Below are 18,362 nucleotides of genomic sequence, written 5' to 3'. Positions count from 1 at the left end.
TCCTCGAATTTTTTGATCAGTGACCGTCATCATAGGCGTCGATGGCAGAAAACAGCATCGTGAGCTGCTCGCGTTCGTCGGTGTCGATGTCGGGACGCCATATCTCGAATAACAGCACTGTGCGGTCGCTGGTGCCGCGATTCCACGCTTCATGTTCAAAGCTGTCGTCGAAGATCATCAATTCACCTTCGCGCCATGCGCGCGTTTCGGCGCCGACGCGGATGCCGCAGCCATCGGGCACTACGAGTGGCAGATGGCAAATAAGCCGAGTATTAAGCAGCCCGTGATGTGGCGCAATGTGGGTTCCGGGTTTGAGACGGGAAAACAACGCTATGGGTGCACGTCCCGGGATCACTGGCTGCGGGGCGAGCGCCAGCGTTGCGAGAGTTTGCGGGCACAAGCGATCCATGCCGCTTGCAATCTCGCCACTTTGCCACAGCCAAGCCGCTCCCCAGTCCGGCTTGTCCAGCAATGGATTGTTGGGCGGAGGTCGATCGGGGTTGGCCGCGACATAGGGCGAAAAATGTTCGCCCGGATCGTTCAACAAGGCTTGCAGTTCGTCGCGGATGGCGGCGGTGGCGGTCTCCACTTCGGAAACCCAGTCAAATTCCGACCGATCAAAAAATGCCCGCTGCGCAAGGCCGGGAAAGTAGAACATATTAGGCTGCTGCTGATACAGCGGTTGTTCGCCCGATAATAGCCGCAGAGCCTCAGCTACACGCGGGGTCGCGGTGCGTTGGTCGAGTCCGGCTGCGCGAAGGCGGCTGAACAGGTGGTCGGCCAGAACATTGTCGACATCGGACAAATATTGCTCCGCTCTTTGCAACGAAGGGTGCAGCGCAGGATGCACGTCCCGAGCCTGGGCCGCGGTTGCCAGCGCCAAGCGGTAGAAGCTGCTGGCGGCACGCTCGTCATTGAGCCGACGCTTGAGTTCCGCCATCGCGATCAGCGCCGCGATGTTGGTCCGATCCGCTCGAATGAGCGCGTCGAGCGCCGCTGCTTCGGCGGCTGAATCGCCCCTGCCATGGGCTTCGTGTGCTTTGCGCAGCCATTCATCCTTGGTTGTCATGCCGCCCTCACAAAGCCGTCGAGCACCCGCTTTGCGCCCGCCTGCTCGAATTCGACCTCCAGCTTGTTGCCGTCGATGTCGATGATTTCGCCATAGCCGAATTTTTCGTGGAACACGCGCATACCGATGGCGAGGTCGGCGCGCGGCTTGGCTCCCACCGATGCGGCGGGCGCTCGCTCGGATGGCGCGGGCGCGCGGGTGACGGTCGATGATTGGGCGACCGCGCGCTGCCATGCCGGGCCGCGCGTCATGGTGCGGGCGGGCTGGCGTTCGGCAACATGCGCAAAAGGATCGCCCTGCGCCGCCCAGTTGGCCCGCCAAAGGCTCTGGCCACCACCGAAGCTGTTCTCGCTCGCCACATGCTCGGGCGGGATTTCGCCGATGAAGCGGCTCGGGATGCTGCTCATCCACTGGCCGTAGATGCGCCGGTTCGCGGCATGATAGATGCTGGCGCGCTGACGGGCGCGGGTGATCGCGACATAGGCCAGTCGGCGCTCTTCCTCCAAGCTCGCCGTCCCGCCCTCATCCATCGCGCGTTGCGACGGAAAGACCCCGTCCTCCCATCCGGCGAGGAAGACATGATCGAATTCGAGGCCCTTGGCGGCATGGATCGTCATGATCGTCACCGTTTCGGTCTGGTCGTCATTGTCGCGGTCCATCACCAGGCTGACATGCTCGAGGAAGGCTTCGAGCGAGTCATATTCTTCCATCGCGCGAACGAGTTCGGAGAGGTTTTCAAGCCGTCCCGCCGCCTCGGCGCTGCGATCGGCCTGCAGCATCGCGGTATAGCCCGATTCATCGAGGATGAGCTGCGTCAGCTCGGGATGCGACAGCTCGCCCGCCTTCGATTGCCAGCCGCGCATCATCGCAACGAAATTGGCGAGCTGGCGCCGCGCCTGCGGAGTCAGCTCGTCGGTTTCGGTGATCCGTGACGCCGCATGAAACAGCGGGGTCCGGTCGATCCGCGCGAACTGGTGGATCCGCGCCACCGCCTTGTCGCCCAATCCGCGCTTCGGGACATTGACAATCCGCTCGAACGCCAGATCGTCGGCTGGCGACTGGACGAGGCGCAAATAGGCGAGCGCATCGCGAATTTCGGCGCGCTCATAGAAGCGGAAGCCGCCGACGATGCGATAGGGCATGCCGATCGCGATGAAGCGATCCTCGAATTCGCGGGTCTGGAACTGTGCGCGGACGAGGATGGCGGCGCGGTCAAGTGAAACCCGCCGGCGTTGCAAATCTTCCAGTTCCTCGCCGATCCGCCGCGCTTCCTCGGGGCCGTCCCACACGCCGACGACGCGCACCTTGTCGCCCGCATCGAGTTCGGTCCACAGCGTCTTGCCGAGGCGGTCGCTGTTCTGCGCAATCAGCGCCGACGCGGCCGCCAATATCTGCGGGGTCGATCGGTAATTCTGCTCGAGCCGGATTACCGTCGCGCCGGGAAAGTCCTTTTCGAAGCGCAGGATGTTCGCGACCTCGGCGCCGCGCCACGAATAGATCGACTGGTCGTCGTCGCCGACGCAGCAGATATTCTTGCGCGCCTGCGCCAGCAGCCGCAGCCAGAGATACTGGCTGGCGTTGGTATCCTGATATTCATCGACGAGGATATATTTGAAGCGCTGCTGATAATGTTCGAGCACATCGCGGTGATTTTTCAGGATCACCAGCATGTGCAGCAGCAGGTCGCCGAAATCGCAGGCGTTGAGCGTCTTCAGCCGCGCCTGATACAGCGCATAGAAATGGCCGCCCTTGCCGTCGGCATAGGCTTCCTTGTCACCCGCATCGAGGTCGGGCGGCGTCAGGCCGCGGTTCTTCCACTTGTCGATCAGCGCCGCGAGCTGGCGCGCCGGCCAGCGCTTTTCATCGAGTCCCTCGGTCTGGATGATCTGCTTGAGCACGCGAAGCTGGTCGTCGGTGTCGAGGATGGTGAAATTGCTTTGCAGGCCGACGAGTTCGGCGTGACGGCGCAGCATTTTCGCGCAGATGCTGTGAAAAGTGCCCAGCCAGGGCATGCCCTCGACCGCGTCGCCGATCATCCGCCCGATGCGTTCGCGCATCTCGCGCGCTGCCCTGTTGGTGAAGGTGACGGCCAGGATTTCCGACGGCCAGGCGCGCCGCGTCGCGATGATATGCGCCAGCCGTGCCGTCAGTGCGGCGGTCTTGCCCGTGCCGGCCCCGGCGAGCATCAGCACTGGACCTTCGGTGGTGAGAACGGCCTGCCGCTGCGGGCCGTTCAGGCCCTGCAGATAGGGCGGATCCGACGGCGAGGGCGGCGGCAATTCGGGGAGGGATGAGGGGGTATCCATTATGCGCGAACGATTAGGGAACAGCGCCGCTGCTGTCCAGTGCGCGGCGCAGCGCTGCGTCGGGCCGGGCGCCCTCGTGTTCGAGCCGGTCTATCGTGGCAACCGCCATCGCCCGATATGCGGCGACAAGGTCGGGATCATGCGCGGCAAGCGCCGCAACATGATCACGGATCGTCTGAACGTCGCCACGCAGCAACGGTCCCGAAAGGGCACCGAACCCGCGGTCGAGGCTGTTGTCCAGAGCAGCCTGCACCAGCGGCGCGAGCAGCGCGCGCGGCGCGGCGACTCCCGCGCGTTCAAGAGCCTGCGCGGCATCGGCAATCAGCGTCACGAGATGGTTCGACGCGTGGCAGAGCGCCGCGTGATAAAGCGCGCGGCGCTCTTCGGGAATTTCGACCGCAACACCGCCGAGCAGGCCGACGACCCGCCTGGCTTGCACGGCCGCGTCGACGCTTGAGCCGGTGATCGCAAAGCGCGCGCCCGCCATCCGCGCGACTTCACCCGGCGGGTTGCCCGTGAAGGTCATCGCCGGATGGATAGCGGCCGTCAGCCAGCCCGCATCGCGCAGCGGCGCCAGAGGCGCGGCTCCGCTACGGCCGCTGACGTGGAAAACGAAAGGCGAGGACGGCGTCTTGGATGCTTCGGCCGCCAACGTGGCCACGATGCCGGAAAGGGCGTCATCGGCAACGGCGATCGCAATCGCATCGCATGTTTGGACGAGTGCCCCAAGGTTGGGGGTGGTTTCGATGCCATCGACTTGCCGCTCCGCTTCGGCCAGTTGTTCGGGCGAACGTCCCCATAGCAAGGGCGGTTTGTGCGACGCGGGCTTCAGTCCGAGCGCCAAGGCGCGCGCTACGCGGCCCGATCCTACGATTCCGATCCGCCGAAATATGTCGATGTTCATGATGTCTGCGATACGGCAGATCATGGTCTGCCGCCACCCGGCGACGGGATCAGGGCTAATCGAAAGGGAGGAAAATGGTGGGCGTGGCAAGGATTGAACTTGCGACCCCTGCGATGTCAACACAGTGCTCTACCACTGAGCTACACGCCCACACGTTTTGGGGTGACGCGCCCCTTAAAGGCCTCGGCGCAGGCTGGCAAGCCCTTCGCGCGCAAAGTTGAAATTATTGTTGGTTGCTGCGATCGGCGCGGCCGAAAAGCATATCGACCTCGCGCACCAGATCCTTGAGGTGAAAGGGCTTGGACAGCAGCTTGGCTTGCGGGACATTCTCTTCGGCGCGCAGCGATACCGCCGCGAATCCGGTGATGAACATCACCTGCGTTTGCGGCGCCGCCTTTGCGGTGTGCTGCGCCAGCTCGATACCATCCATTTCGGGCATCACGATGTCGGAGAGGAGCAGGTCGAATGTGCCCGAATCGATATAGGGGACCGCTTCGGTCCCGCGGTCGACCGCGGTCACATGATAACCCGCGCTGGTCAGCGCCCGCGCCAGATATTCGCGCATCACATCATCATCTTCGGCGAGCAAGATGCGGATCATCGTAAAATTCTGCCCCTGTCTTCCGGCTGCGCCCGACCGTGTAATCGCGCGTACCGCACCCCTCGAATGAAACTGTGTCATAGCGGGAGAGATTTAACAAATTCCCGCGCCGCTGGATTCGTCGGCGCTTTTTTGCCACCCTCTCATATCGATGCCCCACCGCACCCTTCCGCCCGCCGCAATCGCGGTCCAACGTCCCGACGCGCCAGGCTCCGTCGTCGTGTCGATCCCGCATGCCGGGCGCCTCTATCCGCCTGAAATACTTGCAGCGGCGCGCGTGCCGATCGCCGATCTCGAGCGGCTGGAGGATCGCTGGTGCGATGTCATCGCGGCGGGTGCGGTCGAGGCCGGCGCGACAGTGGTGCAGGCGCTGTGGGCGCGCGCTGTCGCCGATTGCAATCGCGGCGAGGGGCAGATGGCGCCCGCCGAGGTCGCAGTGCCGCTTCGCGCACAATTTTCGGCGCCGGGCCGCAAGGAGCGCGCCGGGCTGGGCGTCGTGCCGACGCGGCTCGCCGACTGCGGTACATTGTGGAAACGTCCGATCGACCGGGCCGCGCTGCACTGGCGTCTCGAATCGCTGCATCGGCCCTATCATGCAGCAATTGCCGAAGAACTCGCTGCGGCGCGTGATCGCTTCGGCCACGCCATTCTGATCGACCTGCACAGCATGCCTTCGATTCCGTCCGGACAGCCAGGTCATGGGGCGCGCATCGTGATCGGCGATCGCTTCGGCACGTCCGCGGGCGAGTGGCTGTCCGACCTGCTTCTCGACAGTGCCGCACGGCTCGGCGTCGCCGTGACGCGCAACCAGCCCTATGCGGGTGGGCATATCGTGCGGACGCACGGGCGACCGCTGGCGGGCGTCCACGCGGTTCAGATCGAAATCGACCGGAGCCTCTATCTGCACCCCGACAAGAGCGTCGATGCGGCCCGTTCGGGCGCGCTTGCACGCTGGTTCGCCGGCCTGATCGATGCGGCGGGGCAGATGCGTCCCGATGGCGACATGCTGCCGCTGGCCGCCGAATAAAAAACCACCTCGTACCGGAGTACGAGGTGGCCAGGGTCCAGGGAGGACGCACCCACGTCCGCTAGGACGAGGCGCTCGCCGCGATGGAAAGGGGGAAAACCATGGCGGCGTAGGATCAATTTAGGATGGGTCGCGACACGTTACAAGACGCGTCTGTGCAAAATCTGCAGCAATGCGAAACTGGTCGGGGAGAGAGGATTCGAACCTCCGGCCCCTGCCTCCCGAAGACAGTGCTCTACCAGGCTGAGCTACTCCCCGACCGATCTCTGGCGCCGGCGGACCGGCGCGAGGGCAGGGCGGTCCTCTAGACGCGCCTTTTCGGAACTTCAAGCGTCAATCGGCAGCTTTGGCGATATTCGCCGATTTAGAGCAATTGCGCGCGGCGAAAGCTGAAATGACCATGATCGACGAAGATCAGATGATCGGTCAAATCGACGGCGATTCGGCGGAGAAAATCCATCGCCTCGCCGGTCGCCGCCAGATCGGCTTCGCTCGGGTAGGCGCAGCCCGATGGATGATTATGCGCCATCAACACGGTCGCGGCGCCCCGGCCGATCAGCCGGTGCCAGCAGGCAGGGGCGATCGTGCAACGGCCGTCGATACCGCCTTCGCAGCATTCGATCCGCATCAGGCGTCCGAAACCATCGAATCCGGCCAGGATCAGCCGCTCGCGGTCAGCGGGGAACTCGGCGCGCAGCAGATCCCGGGCCACCGCGTCCTCCGCGTCGCGATCGACGAAGCCGCTCAGCGTCGTGCCATCGAAGGGGCGGGCAGGTGGGAAAGCGAGCGCCATAGCCGAAATCTGCGCTCCAGGGCGGTCCGCGCCAAGCCGGGACTGGGCCGAAACGGTGCAAGGTCGGGCGGGGCGCTTGCGAGGCGCGCCGCTGCCGCCTAGCAAAGAGGCCGCAATGCCGGGAGCGAGTCTTGTCCGAATCCATCCATTATGAACTTCAATATCTCGACTTGATGCGTCGGATATGGACCGAAGGCGACGAACGCGTCGACCGCACCGGGGTCGGGACGCGCTCGCTGTTCGGCGAAACGATGGGCTTTTCGCTGCGCGACGATGCCATTCCCTTGCTCACAACCAAGCGCGTGTACTGGAAAACGGCGCTGCGCGAGCTGTTGTGGTTCCTGACCGGCGACACCAATATCCGACCGCTCGTTGCGCAGGGCGTCCGCATATGGACCGACTGGCCGCTCGAGAAATATCGCCGCGCGACGGGCGAGCAGATCGACGCCGAAGCGTTCGAGGCGCGGATCGTCGCCGATCCTGATTTCGCGGCGGCGTGGGGCGATCTGGGGCCGGTCTATGGTCATCAGTGGGTCAATTGGCCGCGCTATGAGCCGGCGGGCGAGGGGCTGTTCCGCCGCGCGGAACAGGGGCACAACCAGATCGCCGCGCTGATCGACTCGCTCCGCAACAACCCCGGATCGCGCCGGCATATCTTCACAGGCTGGAATGTCGCCGATCTCGACCGCATGGCGCTGCCGCCCTGTCACATGACCTATCAGTTTCATGTGCGGAGCGACGGCGGACTGTCGTGCCTTCTGTTCCAGCGGTCGTGCGACCTGGGCCTGGGTTTTGCCTTCAACATATTCGAAGCCGCGCTGCTGACGCGAATGGTTGCGGCGCAATGCGGTCTTCATGCCCATGAACTGGTGTGGACCGGCGGCGACGTCCATCTTTACCTCAATCACGCAGAGCTCGTGGAACAGCAGCTTCGGCGCGTTCCATCGGGCGCACCGCGATTGCGCATCCTTCGGCAGGCTTCGAGCATTTTCGATTATGCGTTCGACGATTTCGCGGTCGAGAATTACGCCCCGCAGGCGCACATTTCCGCGCCCGTCGCGGTCTGAGAGGCCGCCATTGCATTGCTATGCAGGAAGTAATAATATGTCGTCCAATTGAAATATAACGGCGCGGCGATTCGCGCCCTGAAGGGACGAAGATATGCCCGAAACGCATCGGCGCCCGGCGAGCAATCTGCCGCCGCTGTCGCTCCATATTCCCGAACCCCGCTATCGCCCCGGCGACACGCCCGACTTTGGCGATATCGATGTTCCGGCGGTCGAGGCGACCCCGCGTCCGGGCGAAGCGACCAAGCCCGATGCGATGCGCGATATGTGCTACGGCCTTGTCCGCGTGCTCGATTTTGACGGGCAGGCGAAGGGCGCGTGGGATCCGAAGCTCAGCGCCGAACGGTTGCGGGCGATGCTGCGTTACATGATGCTCGTCCGCGCCTTCGATGACCGCATGTTCCGCGCCCAGCGCCAGGGCAAGACCAGCTTTTACATGAAATGCACCGGCGAGGAGGCGACCTCGGTCGCCTCGACGATGGCGATCGACCGCGCCGATATGTGCTTTCCCAGCTACCGCCAGCAAGGCATCTTGATCGCGCGCGATTATCCGCTGATCCAGATGATGAACCAGATCTATTCGAACCGCGGCGACCATCTGCTCGGGCGGCAATTGCCGATCATGTATTCGGCGCCCGAGCACGGGTTTTTCAGCGTTTCGGGCAATCTCGCGACGCAATATCCCCAAGCAGTCGGCTGGGCGATGGCATCGGCCTCGAAGGGCGACAGCCGCATCGCGACCGTGTGGTGCGGCGAAGGGTCGTCGGCCGAAGGCGATTTCCATTCGGCGCTAACCTTTGCGACCGTCTATAACGCGCCGGTCATCTTCAACGTCGTCAACAACCAGTGGGCGATTTCCAGCTTTTCGGGTTTTGCCGGGGGTGAGCGGACGACTTTTGCGGCGCGCGCCGTCGGCTATGGCATCGCCGGCCTGCGCGTCGACGGCAATGACCCGCTTGCCGTCTATGCCGCGACGCAATGGGCGGCTGACCGGGCGCGGACGAATAACGGTCCGACGCTGATCGAACATTTCACCTATCGCGCCGAAGGGCACAGCACCTCGGACGACCCGAGTGCCTATCGCGCAGCGCAGGAAGCGAGCGCCTGGCCGTTCGGCGATCCGATCGCGCGCCTGAAGCAGCATCTGATCGCGCTAGGCGAATGGGACGATGCCCAGCATGATGCGCTGCGCGCCGAGCTCGACGATCTGGTAAAGACGACGCAGAAGCAGTCGGAAAAGCTCGGGATTCTGGGTCACGGCATGCACCAGCCTTTCGAAACGATGTTTGAGGATGTCTTCGAGCAAATGCCTTGGCATCTCAAGGAGCAGTGCGATCAAATGCTGGCCGAACAGGAAAAGAAGTTCGGCCCCAATTGGAAGCCCGAATGATGGCCGGCGAAACCCAGACCAAGACGACGATGAACATGATCGAGGCGATCAACAGCGCCATGGACATCATGCTCGAACGCGATCCTAACACCGTCGTGATGGGTGAGGACGTCGGCTTTTTCGGCGGCGTCTTTCGCGCTACCGCGGGCCTGCAGAAAAAGCACGGCAAGACGCGTGTTTTCGATACCCCCATCAACGAATGCGGCATCATCGGCGTCGCCGTCGGCATGGGCGCTTATGGCCTGCGTCCGGTCCCCGAAATCCAGTTTGCCGACTATATCTACCCCGGGCTCGACCAACTCGTGAGCGAGGCGGCGCGGCTGCGCTATCGTTCAGCGAACGATTTTATCTGCCCGATGACGGTACGCACGCCGTTCGGTGGCGGCATTTTTGGCGGCCAGACGCACAGCCAGTCGCCCGAAAGCATCATGACGCATATCTGCGGCGTGAAGACGGTCATTCCGTCGAACCCCTATGATGCCAAGGGCCTGTTGATCGCAGCGATCGAGGATAACGACCCCGTCGTCTTCCTCGAACCCAAACGTATCTACAATGGCCCGTTCAGCGGCTATTACGACCGCCCGGTCGAACCCTGGTCGAAGCATGATGCGAGCGCGGTCCCCGAAGATTATTATCGCATCGAACTCGGCAAGGCGGCGACGGTACGCGCCGGCGAGGCGGTGACGGTGCTCGCCTATGGCACGATGGTCCACGTCGCCAAGACGGTGATCGAGGAGATGGGCGTCGACGCCGAAATCCTCGACCTGCGGACGCTGCTGCCGCTCGACATCGATGCGATCGAAACCTCGGTAAAGAAGACCGGGCGCTGCCTCATCATCCATGAAGCGACGCGCACCTCAGGCTTTGGCGCCGAACTGGCGGCGCTCGTTCAGGAACGCTGCTTCTATCATCTCGAGGCGCCGGTTGAGCGCGTGACGGGTTTCGACACGCCTTACCCCCACAGCCTCGAATGGGCTTATTTCCCCGGGCCGGTGCGCATCGCGACCGCGCTCGAAAAGATCATGAAGGATTGACCGCCATGGCTCGCTATTCATTTCGCCTGCCCGACATTGGCGAGGGCATCGCCGAGGCCGAGATTGTCGCCTGGCACGTCAAGATCGGCGAGCGCGTCGAGGAGGACGCCCAACTGGCCGACATGATGACCGACAAGGCGACGGTCGAAATGGAATCGCCCGTGTCGGGGGTCGTTGTCGAACTCGCCGGTGACGTCGGCGACATGGTTTCGATCGGCTCGACGCTGGCGGTGATCGAAACCGACGGCGAAGCCGCGGTCGAAGACATGATCGCCGAAGAGGAATTCGAAGAGGACATCGCGGCCGAAACGCCGGGCGTCGAAGAGGCTGCGGTGGCGGAAGCGCCGCCGTCCCTCCAAGCCGCCCGCCCGGAGCCTGTCGAAGCGCCGCCCTTGTCTTCCACCGTTGAAAAGAAGGACGGGGCTTCGACAAGCCCAGCCCGAACGGAACAGGGTAGAGCCATCCTCGCGTCGCCGGCCGTTCGCGCTCGGGCGAAGGATTTGGGCATCGATCTGGGGCAGGTCCATTCCGATGGCGAGCGGATTCGCCATGCCGATCTCGACGCATTCCTCCGCTACAGCGGCGGGCAGGGCTATCACGCCCCGGGCGCCAGCCGCGCCCGCGCCGACGAACCGGTCAAGGTCATCGGCATGCGCCGCAAGATCGCCGAGAATATGGCGGCGTCGAAGCGCGCGATCCCGCACTTCACCTATGTCGAGGAAATGGACGTCACCGCGCTCGAAGCGATGCGCGCCGACCTCAATGCCAATCGCGGCGGTCGGCCTAAGCTGACGATGCTGCCGTTCCTGATCGTCGCGATCTGCCGCACGATTCCCGAATTTCCCATGATCAACGCACGTTACGACGACGAAGCGGGTGTTGTGACGCGGCATGGTGCCGTCCATCTCGGCATGGCGACGCAGACCGACGCCGGACTGATGGTCCCGGTGATCCGCGACGCACAGGACAAGAATGTGTGGCAGCTCGCGAGCGAAATCGGCCGGTTGGCGGAGGCCGCACGCACGGGCAAGGCGAAGGTAGAGGAGCTGACGGGGGGCACGCTGACGGTCACCTCGCTCGGCCCGCTCGGCGGTATCGCAACGACGCCGGTGATCAACCGGCCTGAAGTCGCGATCATCGGCCCGAACAAGATCGTCGAACGCCCGGTTTTTGACGGCGACGACATCCGCCGCGCCAAGCTGATGAACCTGTCGATCAGTTGCGACCACCGCGTAGTCGACGGCTGGGACGCCGCAAGCTATGTGCAGGCGCTCAAGAAGCTGATCGAGACGCCGGTTCTGCTGTTCGCGGACTGAGTCTATGTCGTCATTGCGAGGAGCTTAGCTGCGATCGCAATGACGGCTATCCAAGCTGCGTTACAATCCCAGCCCGGCAAAGCTCGTCTGGTCGAACTTCAGCTTGAAGGTCACATAGGCGCCCGAGCGGGCGAAGCGCGCGTCCTCGAAATCGCGGTCGTGGAAGCCCGCGAAATTATAGCCGAAGGTGACATTCGCATTGGCCATCGGCGCGAGAGCCAGCGTCGGGCCGGCGGCCCAGGTGACGGTATCGCCGCCGGTTCCGACGCGGACGCTGCCCGAGGCGCCGACGTCGACATGCTCACCCAGATTGAAGCGGAAGTCGGCGCCGAACATGTTCGACCAGCCTTTGACGTCATCGGCGCCGAAACGGTCGAAATTATAGCGCGTGCCCCAGAAGAAACTGAGTTCGCCGCGTTCATACCATAGCCGGTCGCCTTCACGACGGTCGCCGCGATCACCGAGCGGCGACCAGTTGACCGACAGACTGTTGATGACGCGGCGGCTGGTTGCGTCGCCGTCGATTGTTAGCGCCGCGCCGCCGATCGGCCCGGCCTGACCCGCGACCGCGTCGCGCACCTTGTCCGAGCGAACTTCGGTCTTGTTGAGCCAGGACAGCCGCGAATCGGCGGGACGATGCGCCCAGCTGAGTTCGAACTGGATCACTTCGGTCGACGGCATGGTGCCGGCGCCGCTGGCCTTCGCATAGGTGAAGAGCGCGCCGAGCGCCCGGCCTTCGCCAAGCTGGCGCAGCCCGCCGAGCGTGAGGCCATAGCGATTGGCAAGCTCGCCATCGCGATATTCGGCGCGACCCGTGATCGTCCAGCGGTCGGCGCGGTAGTTGGCGCCGGTGCTGACCGCCACGAAATCCTCGGTCAGTGTCCCGTTGCCCGCAAGGAAACCACCCGACGCCGCAGGCTGTCCCGCGTTCAGCACATCGCTCGCGCGGATACCGCCCAAGGTGCGGTTGCCATCGACCGACAGATCGACCGACCAGCGCTCGCCGAGCCGCAGCGATTGCGACAGGCCATAGGCCGCAAAGCTGCGCGGGCCATATTCGCTGATGTCCTGCTGGTTGGCGGTCGCGAGCAGGCGTGCCCCGGCCCACGGCGCGAGGTCGAAGCCCAGCCGCGCGGTACGGGCCTTGACACTGCTGCCGTCGGCGATTTCGTAGCTGCCGACCAGATTGACGTCGCGCGTGATCGCAAAGCGCGCGCCGAGCCGCTGGCGGGTCGGGAAATCGACGCTTGCATCCTGTCCGCCCAAGGCAAATTCGCTCTGCGCATCGAGTTCGAGGCGCTTGTCGAACAGCCGCTGCGTCGCACCGAGCTGGACGATGTCCGATTTGTTGGTGCTGCCGTCACTGAGCCGGTCGTCGGCGTGGGTCAGTCCGGCGCGGAGCAGCGTGGTGCCATTGTCATATTCGACCAGCGCGCGCGCCGCCCGGCGGCGGGCATCGGTGTCAAGATAATCTTCCTGCCACGCGCTGCCCGTCACCGAAAGCTGGCGTCCAACGCGCAGCCGTCCGTCGAAGCCGAACTTGCGCGTGCCGTTTTCGCTGCTGCTGATCTGACCGGTGCCGAATCCGCTTTCCTGTTCGCGAACATAGGCCAGGAAGTCGGCGCTGCTGCTGTGATGCTCGGCCTCGATCAGCCACGCCTTCGCGGTTCCGGTGGGGCTGCTGTTGCTGCTGCCCGCCTTGCTGCTTGCGTCGCTGACCGCGATTTCGGCGCGAACCTCGGTATCGGTATCGGGCCGGAAGCGCGCATCGATGCCGCCGAGGTTGGTTTTGCGATCATTATCCTCGTCGTGGATCAGCGTCGCGCCGACGCGCAGCCGGTCGTCGTCGCTGCGATAGCTTACGCGGCCGCCGGCATTGAGCACGCGTTCGCCGACGCCATCGACTTCATATTCGGCGACGATAAACTGCGGATCTAGCGCCGAGGACCGGCTGCGTATCGGCTCGCGAAAGCGCAGCGTGCCAGCGGCGTAATCGATGTCATAGTCGATGTTGCGCGTCAGCGTCTTGCTGTCGACGATGCGTTCGCTGTGCAGCCGGTCGCGCGTTTCGATCGTGATGCGGTCGCTGTTCGGCAGAATGTCCCGCGCAGCGAGCTGATAGGGACCGGTCAGGCCATTGCCCTGAATCTCGTCGCGGCGGAAGCGGTAGGGCGTATCGGCGGCGAAGGCCGTCACGGCGAGGTTGCGCCCGCGATACTCCGCCTTGGCACCGTTGAGCGCGCGCTGATAGCGGGCGAGCTGCGGCTCCGAAATGCCCGTCTCGAAATCGCCGAACATCGCATAGAATTGCGGCCGTTCGAGCCGCAGATAGAGCTTGCGAACCGACGCGGCATCATAGCGCGTCTCGTTGCGGTCGGCGTAAATAGTGTAATAGGCGCGCGGATCGATCACGCCGCCAAAGCGGGCGTCGTCCTGTTCCTTGTCGCTGTCATAGGCCAGCGTCATCAGCCATTTGCCCTGGATGCGGCCCTTGGCATAGAGCGCGAGTCGGGCGTCGGCGTTGAGGTCGTCGAGCTTCTCCGCGACCGCTTCCATACGGTCGTCCAGCGTATTGTAGCCGAGCGTTCCAGCCGCAAAGCCTACCACCGTCCACGGGCGATTGCCCGGATCGAGCCAGGTTTCGATCGTCTGCTGGCGCTCGACCTTGGTATCGCGAAAGCGGAAATCGATCGTCAGCGTCCCCGATGCGGTCGTCGGTTCGAGCTCGATGAAGGCAAGACCGTCGTCGCCTTCGGTCTTCCAGACCGGCTGCGCGCGTTCGAGCCCGGCAAGCTGGCGCGCCTGCTGCGCTTCGGCCTCGACCGCCGGGTAATAGGGTGCGGGGACGCTGAAATCGCCCGTCAGTCCCGCGCGGATCGGCTTGCCGTCTCGATCGGTCAGACGCACCGCGATCACCGGGCGCGTGACACCGTCCGCCACAAGCACCGATTTGTCGCGCACCAGCGTCGCGCGCATCGGCGTGATCGAATAATGGACATTGCGCTCGATCGTCTGCACTGGCGCGCCGTTCGCATCCTCGACCTTTGCTTCGAGGCGATTCTCACCCTCGGCAATCTCGATCCCGCGCCAGACGCTGACGGCGACGCTCCCGTCGGCCGACTTGCTGACGCCCTCGAAATTGAGCGCATTGACCGGCTTGCCATTGATGCAGAGCGTCACGCGCTGCCCCGGCAGATGCTTGACAGCGGCGCGGATCGACTTGGCGCGCGGATTATGATCGGGTTCGGGAAACAACCAGCCGATGCCGGGTGCCTGGCCGGCAAGCCAGTCGCGATTGGCACCTGCGGCTTCGGGATCGCTGAGGGTTTTGCGGGTTTCGGCAGGATTGGTTGCCGGGGCGGCGCGCGGCGCGCTTATCGCGGCGCGGAAATCGGCGCGCTTCAGCGAACCGCCGCGACCTTCGACGAAGCGCGAGATCGCACTTCCGGCATCGACGGTCGAGCGAGCGCAATCGACCGGCGCGCGATCGAGCGGCAGGGTCGAAGGATCGATCTGGACGACGTGCAGGCCGGGGCGAACGCCTTCGAAATGATAGCGCCCATCCTCGTCGGTGACGGTGTAGCTGCCGTCCTGGAGCATCACGCGGACGCCGCCGATTCCGCGCGCCTTGCCCGGGTCGACGGCGCAGCCGCCGTCGGTGATACGGCCGATGATCGTCATACGGTCGCCAAGCTGGTCGCGTTTGATCGCGATCGTCGCTTCGGCGACATTGCTGACGGTCCCGCGGTTGTCCTGCGCCGTCGCGCGATTGAGCGCGCTGCCCGGCTGCGCCGAAACCGTGACTTCAGCGACATAGGTTAGCAGGACCGACGCCGAGGGTGCGATGGAGGGAAGGGCGACGCTGAAGCTGCGTCCGTCGGCTGCCACGGTCGGGTCGACGCGGGTGCCGTCGATGCGAACCGTATCGGCGCGAAGGCGCATCCCAGCGGGCAACTGGTCGCCGACCGTCACTGCACCGGTCGTCCGCCGCGCATCGCGGTTCGAAACCGTAATGCGATATTGGACGACATCGCCGGGCACCGCGACCTGCGTCGAAGTCGTCTTGGCGATCACCAACGGCTGGCCGGGCTGATCGACGGGAATATCGACCCGCACCGGGGCAGGGCTGGAAAGCGTGAAGGCGCGGCTGTAGCTCGCGTCGGTGATGGTGAAGGGCTGACCGTCATCGGGACGGCGCAAGCTCGCAAGATCCGTGGGGCTGGAAGCCGACGGCGCGGTGTAAGGCGCGGGCGGTTCGACGAGCAGTCGATAGGTGCCGGGCGCCACGAACGGAAAGCGATAGTCGCCCGCGGGGAAGGTATAGACCGTGCCACCGCTGTCGGTGACGTTCTGCCCGGTGACGACCGTGGACGGGTAGGAGGAGGTTCCGTCGTCGCCGAACACCTGCGCCGGCTGGCCGGTTGCTGCGTCGATCAGCGTGACGCGGCTGCCCGCGACGGGCGAACCATCGCCGCTGTCGAAGACGATGCCGAAGGGATCGACCAGAAAGTCGATCGTCGCGATGGCGACGAGGCTCGCATTGGCGCGATCGGTGACGCGGACCTGAATTGGCGCGCCCGGCGTGACCGACAGGCGGCAATCGCCGGCAACCACGGCGGGCGGAACGCCGATCGTGTTGATAATACCGACAAATTCGCCGCTGTTTGGTTCGGTTTCGGTCAGCGTGATCTGTTCATGATCGCCATTCTGCAAGTCGATGCTGACGGGCAGCAGATCGCGCTGCGCCGGATCGGTATTTGCGGAGGCGAGGGTGACGCCGACGACAAGCATTTCGCCCGCGCGGAAGCTGGCGGTGCTCTGCAGCGACGCCGGGTTGGTCGGCAGGCCGGCATAGGGTCCGGCAAGCTGGATGAGTTGGCCCGCGCTCGCCGCACTCAGGCTTTGCGCAGCGATGATCGATCCGCCGCAGGGGGTCGGAACGACCGGCGCCGATTTGTTGCCGCCGCTGTCGACTAGGCGGTAGGTGCTGACGACCGGCTGCTCGGGCGGCCTTGCGACCACCGTCACATCGACGCGATTGGAAAGCACTTGCGTCGCGCCGCCGCTGCCCGTCCACTGCGCCGATGCGGTATTCGAAATCACCTGCGCATGCGCCGCGGGTGCCGCAGGCAGCAAGGCTGCCGCGACCAGGGCGGTCACATAGGAGAGGGTTTTCGAGCCGAAGGTCATTGCCGGTCCTGAAGGGGACGGTGCCGCGCCATGCGCGCCGCCGCCCCCTTCACTGGTCCTGTCAGTTGACGGTCGCGCGGAACAACAGGGTGCGCGTGTCGCCCGCGGCCACCGTCGCAACGGTGCCCGACACGACCGGCGCGGCATAGTTGGTCCCTGCCGCGACGCCGTCGGTGTTGCAGGTGCCTGCCGTAACCGTGCCGTTGACCCGCGCCGAACCGGCGACATAGGTCAACTGCGTCGGGACGCTGTCGTTGATTGCGACCGACGTGGCGCTGGCACCGCCCGCGGCGTTGGCGACGAGGATGCAATATTCTACCGTCGCACCCGGGATCAGCTTCGGATTCGTCGTTCCGTTGAACGGATCGTCGACCACGCGGCTGGTCTTGGTTACAGTGAGTGTCGCGGTCTTGACCGTATAATCGTCGGCGGCGCTATGCGACGCGTCGCGATTGGCGTCATTCACCCCGGCGACGTCCGCAAAGACAGTGTCCTTGGCGGCCGTATTGGCCCCGGCAGTCTGCGTAATCGCGGCGCCCTGCGTGCCCGAAGCCCCACCTTCACGTGCCGTCGCGCGCAGCTGGACGCCCGCAACAGCACTGGTGGAAAGACCGGCCGGGACGTCAGCGACGACGAACAGCCGGATCGGCGTATCGGTTGCAAGCTCGTCGACATAGGTGACGAGCGTATCGGCCGCATCGAAGCTGCCGACCGTACCCGACGATATATTGTCGCGGTAGATGCGGACGTTGCTCACATCGAAGCTGTCGGTGCCGCCATGCGCAGCCGTCCCGCCAGCGATCTGGCTGGCCGTCAGTGCGAAATCGAGCACTTCGTTCGACGTATTCGTCAACTGGAACGTCGTGACGGCATTGCTTTGCCCCGGCACGACCTCGGTCGTGACGCTACCCACTTCTTCGACAAGCAGATTGATCTTGCGGTCGACGACGAAGCTGTTCGACGCGGTCTGCTGGCCCTGTGCGACGCCGCCGACCTGATAGTCGACGGTGACGTTATTCGTAATGGTGGTGCCCGCGGTCGTGCCGGCCGCATAGGCCGGGCTGGCAGCGATCAACGCGATCGCTGTCATTCCGATGGCGCCCACATAAGTCAGCTTGCTGGTCATAGCTGAACTCCAGGCTTGTTCGGTCCCCTATTGCCCCACCGCCGGCGACCTTTAAGCGGTTATGATCAGAGGGTTATTTTACGACCCCCCTGAAGATGAGCTTGCCGGTCGCTCCTGCGGGGATCGGCTTCTGGAACGCCCAGCGAACGTGTGTGACATCGGCGGGCTGCGCCGGGCGGCGCGTTCCGTCGGCCATCGGCACGGTCAGATCGGCGAGCTGTCCCCACATCTTGCCGCCATCGACCGAGACGAGCGGCGGCGTATCGCCGGCGCCCGCAAAACGGACCGCTGAGGGCATCGGATTGGTGATGACGAATTTGTCGGCAGGCTGCGCGCCCGCGTTGCGATAGTTGAGCACGAAGACCAGCCGGTCGCCAGGAACGACGACCTTCGGTTCCTCGAGCAGGACGCGCTGCTTGCCGGCCGCGTCGGTCGTCACCCGCTCGACGAAGACATTATTGTCGAGCGCGACCTGGTTGGCGGCGAACGCCTGTGCCGGTGCGAGGGCGGCGATCAGAAGGAAAAGAGCCTTGCGCATG

Annotated in this window: 13 protein-coding genes and 2 tRNA genes; 5 read left to right on the top strand and 10 right to left on the bottom strand. The window is 64.5% G+C overall.

Features of this window, described 5'->3' with window-relative positions:
- Positions 1 to 16: 16 nt before the first annotated feature.
- The 5 genes from ACT17R_RS10935 to cpdR all read right to left on the bottom strand — a co-directional run bounded on the left by ACT17R_RS10935 (position 17) and on the right by cpdR (position 4,880).
- On the bottom strand, positions 17 to 1,069 hold the full coding sequence (locus tag ACT17R_RS10935; RefSeq protein ID WP_217373417.1) for an aspartyl/asparaginyl beta-hydroxylase domain-containing protein: 1,053 nt from the start codon (positions 1,067 to 1,069) through the stop codon (positions 17 to 19).
- Entirely contained in the window at positions 1,066 to 3,375 is a 2,310-nt protein-coding gene (locus ACT17R_RS10930) for an ATP-dependent helicase (protein ID WP_217373418.1), read from the bottom strand. The genes ACT17R_RS10935 and ACT17R_RS10930 overlap by 4 nt, the downstream gene beginning before the upstream one ends.
- A gap of 13 nt (positions 3,376 to 3,388) precedes the next feature.
- Positions 3,389 to 4,303: a Rossmann-like and DUF2520 domain-containing protein gene (locus ACT17R_RS10925; RefSeq protein WP_082819951.1), complete on the bottom strand. Its 915-nt coding sequence runs from the start codon at positions 4,301 to 4,303 to the stop codon at positions 3,389 to 3,391.
- 51 nt (positions 4,304 to 4,354) lie between these two features.
- A tRNA-Val gene (locus ACT17R_RS10920) sits at positions 4,355 to 4,429 on the bottom strand.
- Positions 4,430 to 4,502: 73 nt separating this feature from the next.
- Complete coding sequence (gene cpdR, locus ACT17R_RS10915) at positions 4,503 to 4,880, bottom strand: cell cycle two-component system response regulator CpdR (RefSeq protein ID WP_062764864.1); 378 nt, start codon at positions 4,878 to 4,880, stop codon at positions 4,503 to 4,505.
- A 151-nt stretch (positions 4,881 to 5,031) separates the two neighbouring features.
- Here cpdR and ACT17R_RS10910 point away from each other — a divergent pair, with 151 nt between their 5' ends.
- Positions 5,032 to 5,907, top strand: coding sequence for an N-formylglutamate amidohydrolase (locus ACT17R_RS10910; RefSeq protein ID WP_234179024.1), 876 nt, complete (start codon positions 5,032 to 5,034; stop codon positions 5,905 to 5,907).
- A gap of 181 nt (positions 5,908 to 6,088) precedes the next feature.
- On the opposite strand, the gene ACT17R_RS10905 is transcribed toward ACT17R_RS10910, so the two are convergent.
- Positions 6,089 to 6,165: transfer RNA gene (locus ACT17R_RS10905), tRNA-Pro, on the bottom strand.
- Between the two features lie 106 nt (positions 6,166 to 6,271).
- A complete protein-coding gene (locus ACT17R_RS10900; protein ID WP_062764867.1) occupies positions 6,272 to 6,700 on the bottom strand; it encodes a JAB domain-containing protein in 429 nt (142 codons plus the stop codon).
- Positions 6,701 to 6,831: 131 nt separating this feature from the next.
- On the opposite strand from ACT17R_RS10900, the gene thyA reads away from it, so the two are divergent.
- The 4 genes from thyA (at position 6,832) to ACT17R_RS10880 (ending at position 11,507) form a co-directional block, all read left to right on the top strand.
- The gene (thyA, locus tag ACT17R_RS10895; RefSeq protein ID WP_444809442.1) at positions 6,832 to 7,767 is read left to right on the top strand and encodes a thymidylate synthase; all 936 of its coding nucleotides are present in this window, start codon (positions 6,832 to 6,834) and stop codon (positions 7,765 to 7,767) included.
- Positions 7,768 to 7,861: 94 nt separating this feature from the next.
- Positions 7,862 to 9,157 carry a 3-methyl-2-oxobutanoate dehydrogenase (2-methylpropanoyl-transferring) subunit alpha gene (locus ACT17R_RS10890; protein ID WP_444809441.1) on the top strand — a complete coding sequence of 432 codons (1,296 nt, stop codon included), beginning with the start codon at positions 7,862 to 7,864 and terminating at the stop codon, positions 9,155 to 9,157.
- Positions 9,158 to 9,186: 29 nt separating this feature from the next.
- On the top strand, positions 9,187 to 10,191 hold the full coding sequence (locus ACT17R_RS10885) for an alpha-ketoacid dehydrogenase subunit beta (RefSeq protein WP_003051495.1): 1,005 nt from the start codon (positions 9,187 to 9,189) through the stop codon (positions 10,189 to 10,191).
- 5 nt (positions 10,192 to 10,196) lie between these two features.
- A complete protein-coding gene (locus ACT17R_RS10880; protein WP_003051498.1) occupies positions 10,197 to 11,507 on the top strand; it encodes a dihydrolipoamide acetyltransferase family protein in 1,311 nt (436 codons plus the stop codon).
- 60 nt (positions 11,508 to 11,567) lie between these two features.
- On the opposite strand, the gene ACT17R_RS10875 is transcribed toward ACT17R_RS10880, so the two are convergent.
- The 3 genes from ACT17R_RS10875 to ACT17R_RS10865 all read right to left on the bottom strand — a co-directional run bounded on the left by ACT17R_RS10875 (position 11,568) and on the right by ACT17R_RS10865 (position 18,361).
- Positions 11,568 to 16,697: a hypothetical protein gene (locus ACT17R_RS10875; RefSeq protein ID WP_444809440.1), complete on the bottom strand. Its 5,130-nt coding sequence runs from the start codon at positions 16,695 to 16,697 to the stop codon at positions 11,568 to 11,570.
- Positions 16,698 to 16,758: 61 nt separating this feature from the next.
- Positions 16,759 to 17,823 (bottom strand): hypothetical protein, encoded by a 1,065-nt coding sequence (locus ACT17R_RS10870; protein ID WP_263588599.1) that lies wholly within the window; start codon positions 17,821 to 17,823, stop codon positions 16,759 to 16,761.
- A gap of 73 nt (positions 17,824 to 17,896) precedes the next feature.
- Positions 17,897 to 18,361: a hypothetical protein gene (locus ACT17R_RS10865; protein WP_120649328.1), complete on the bottom strand. Its 465-nt coding sequence runs from the start codon at positions 18,359 to 18,361 to the stop codon at positions 17,897 to 17,899.
- Position 18,362: the final 1 nt, after the last annotated feature.

The sequence above is a fragment of the Sphingopyxis sp. Q841 genome, assembly GCF_052384365.1.
Classification (GTDB): Bacteria; Pseudomonadota; Alphaproteobacteria; order Sphingomonadales; family Sphingomonadaceae; genus Sphingopyxis; species Sphingopyxis terrae_A.
This window is presented reverse-complemented; position numbering and strand designations above follow the sequence as displayed.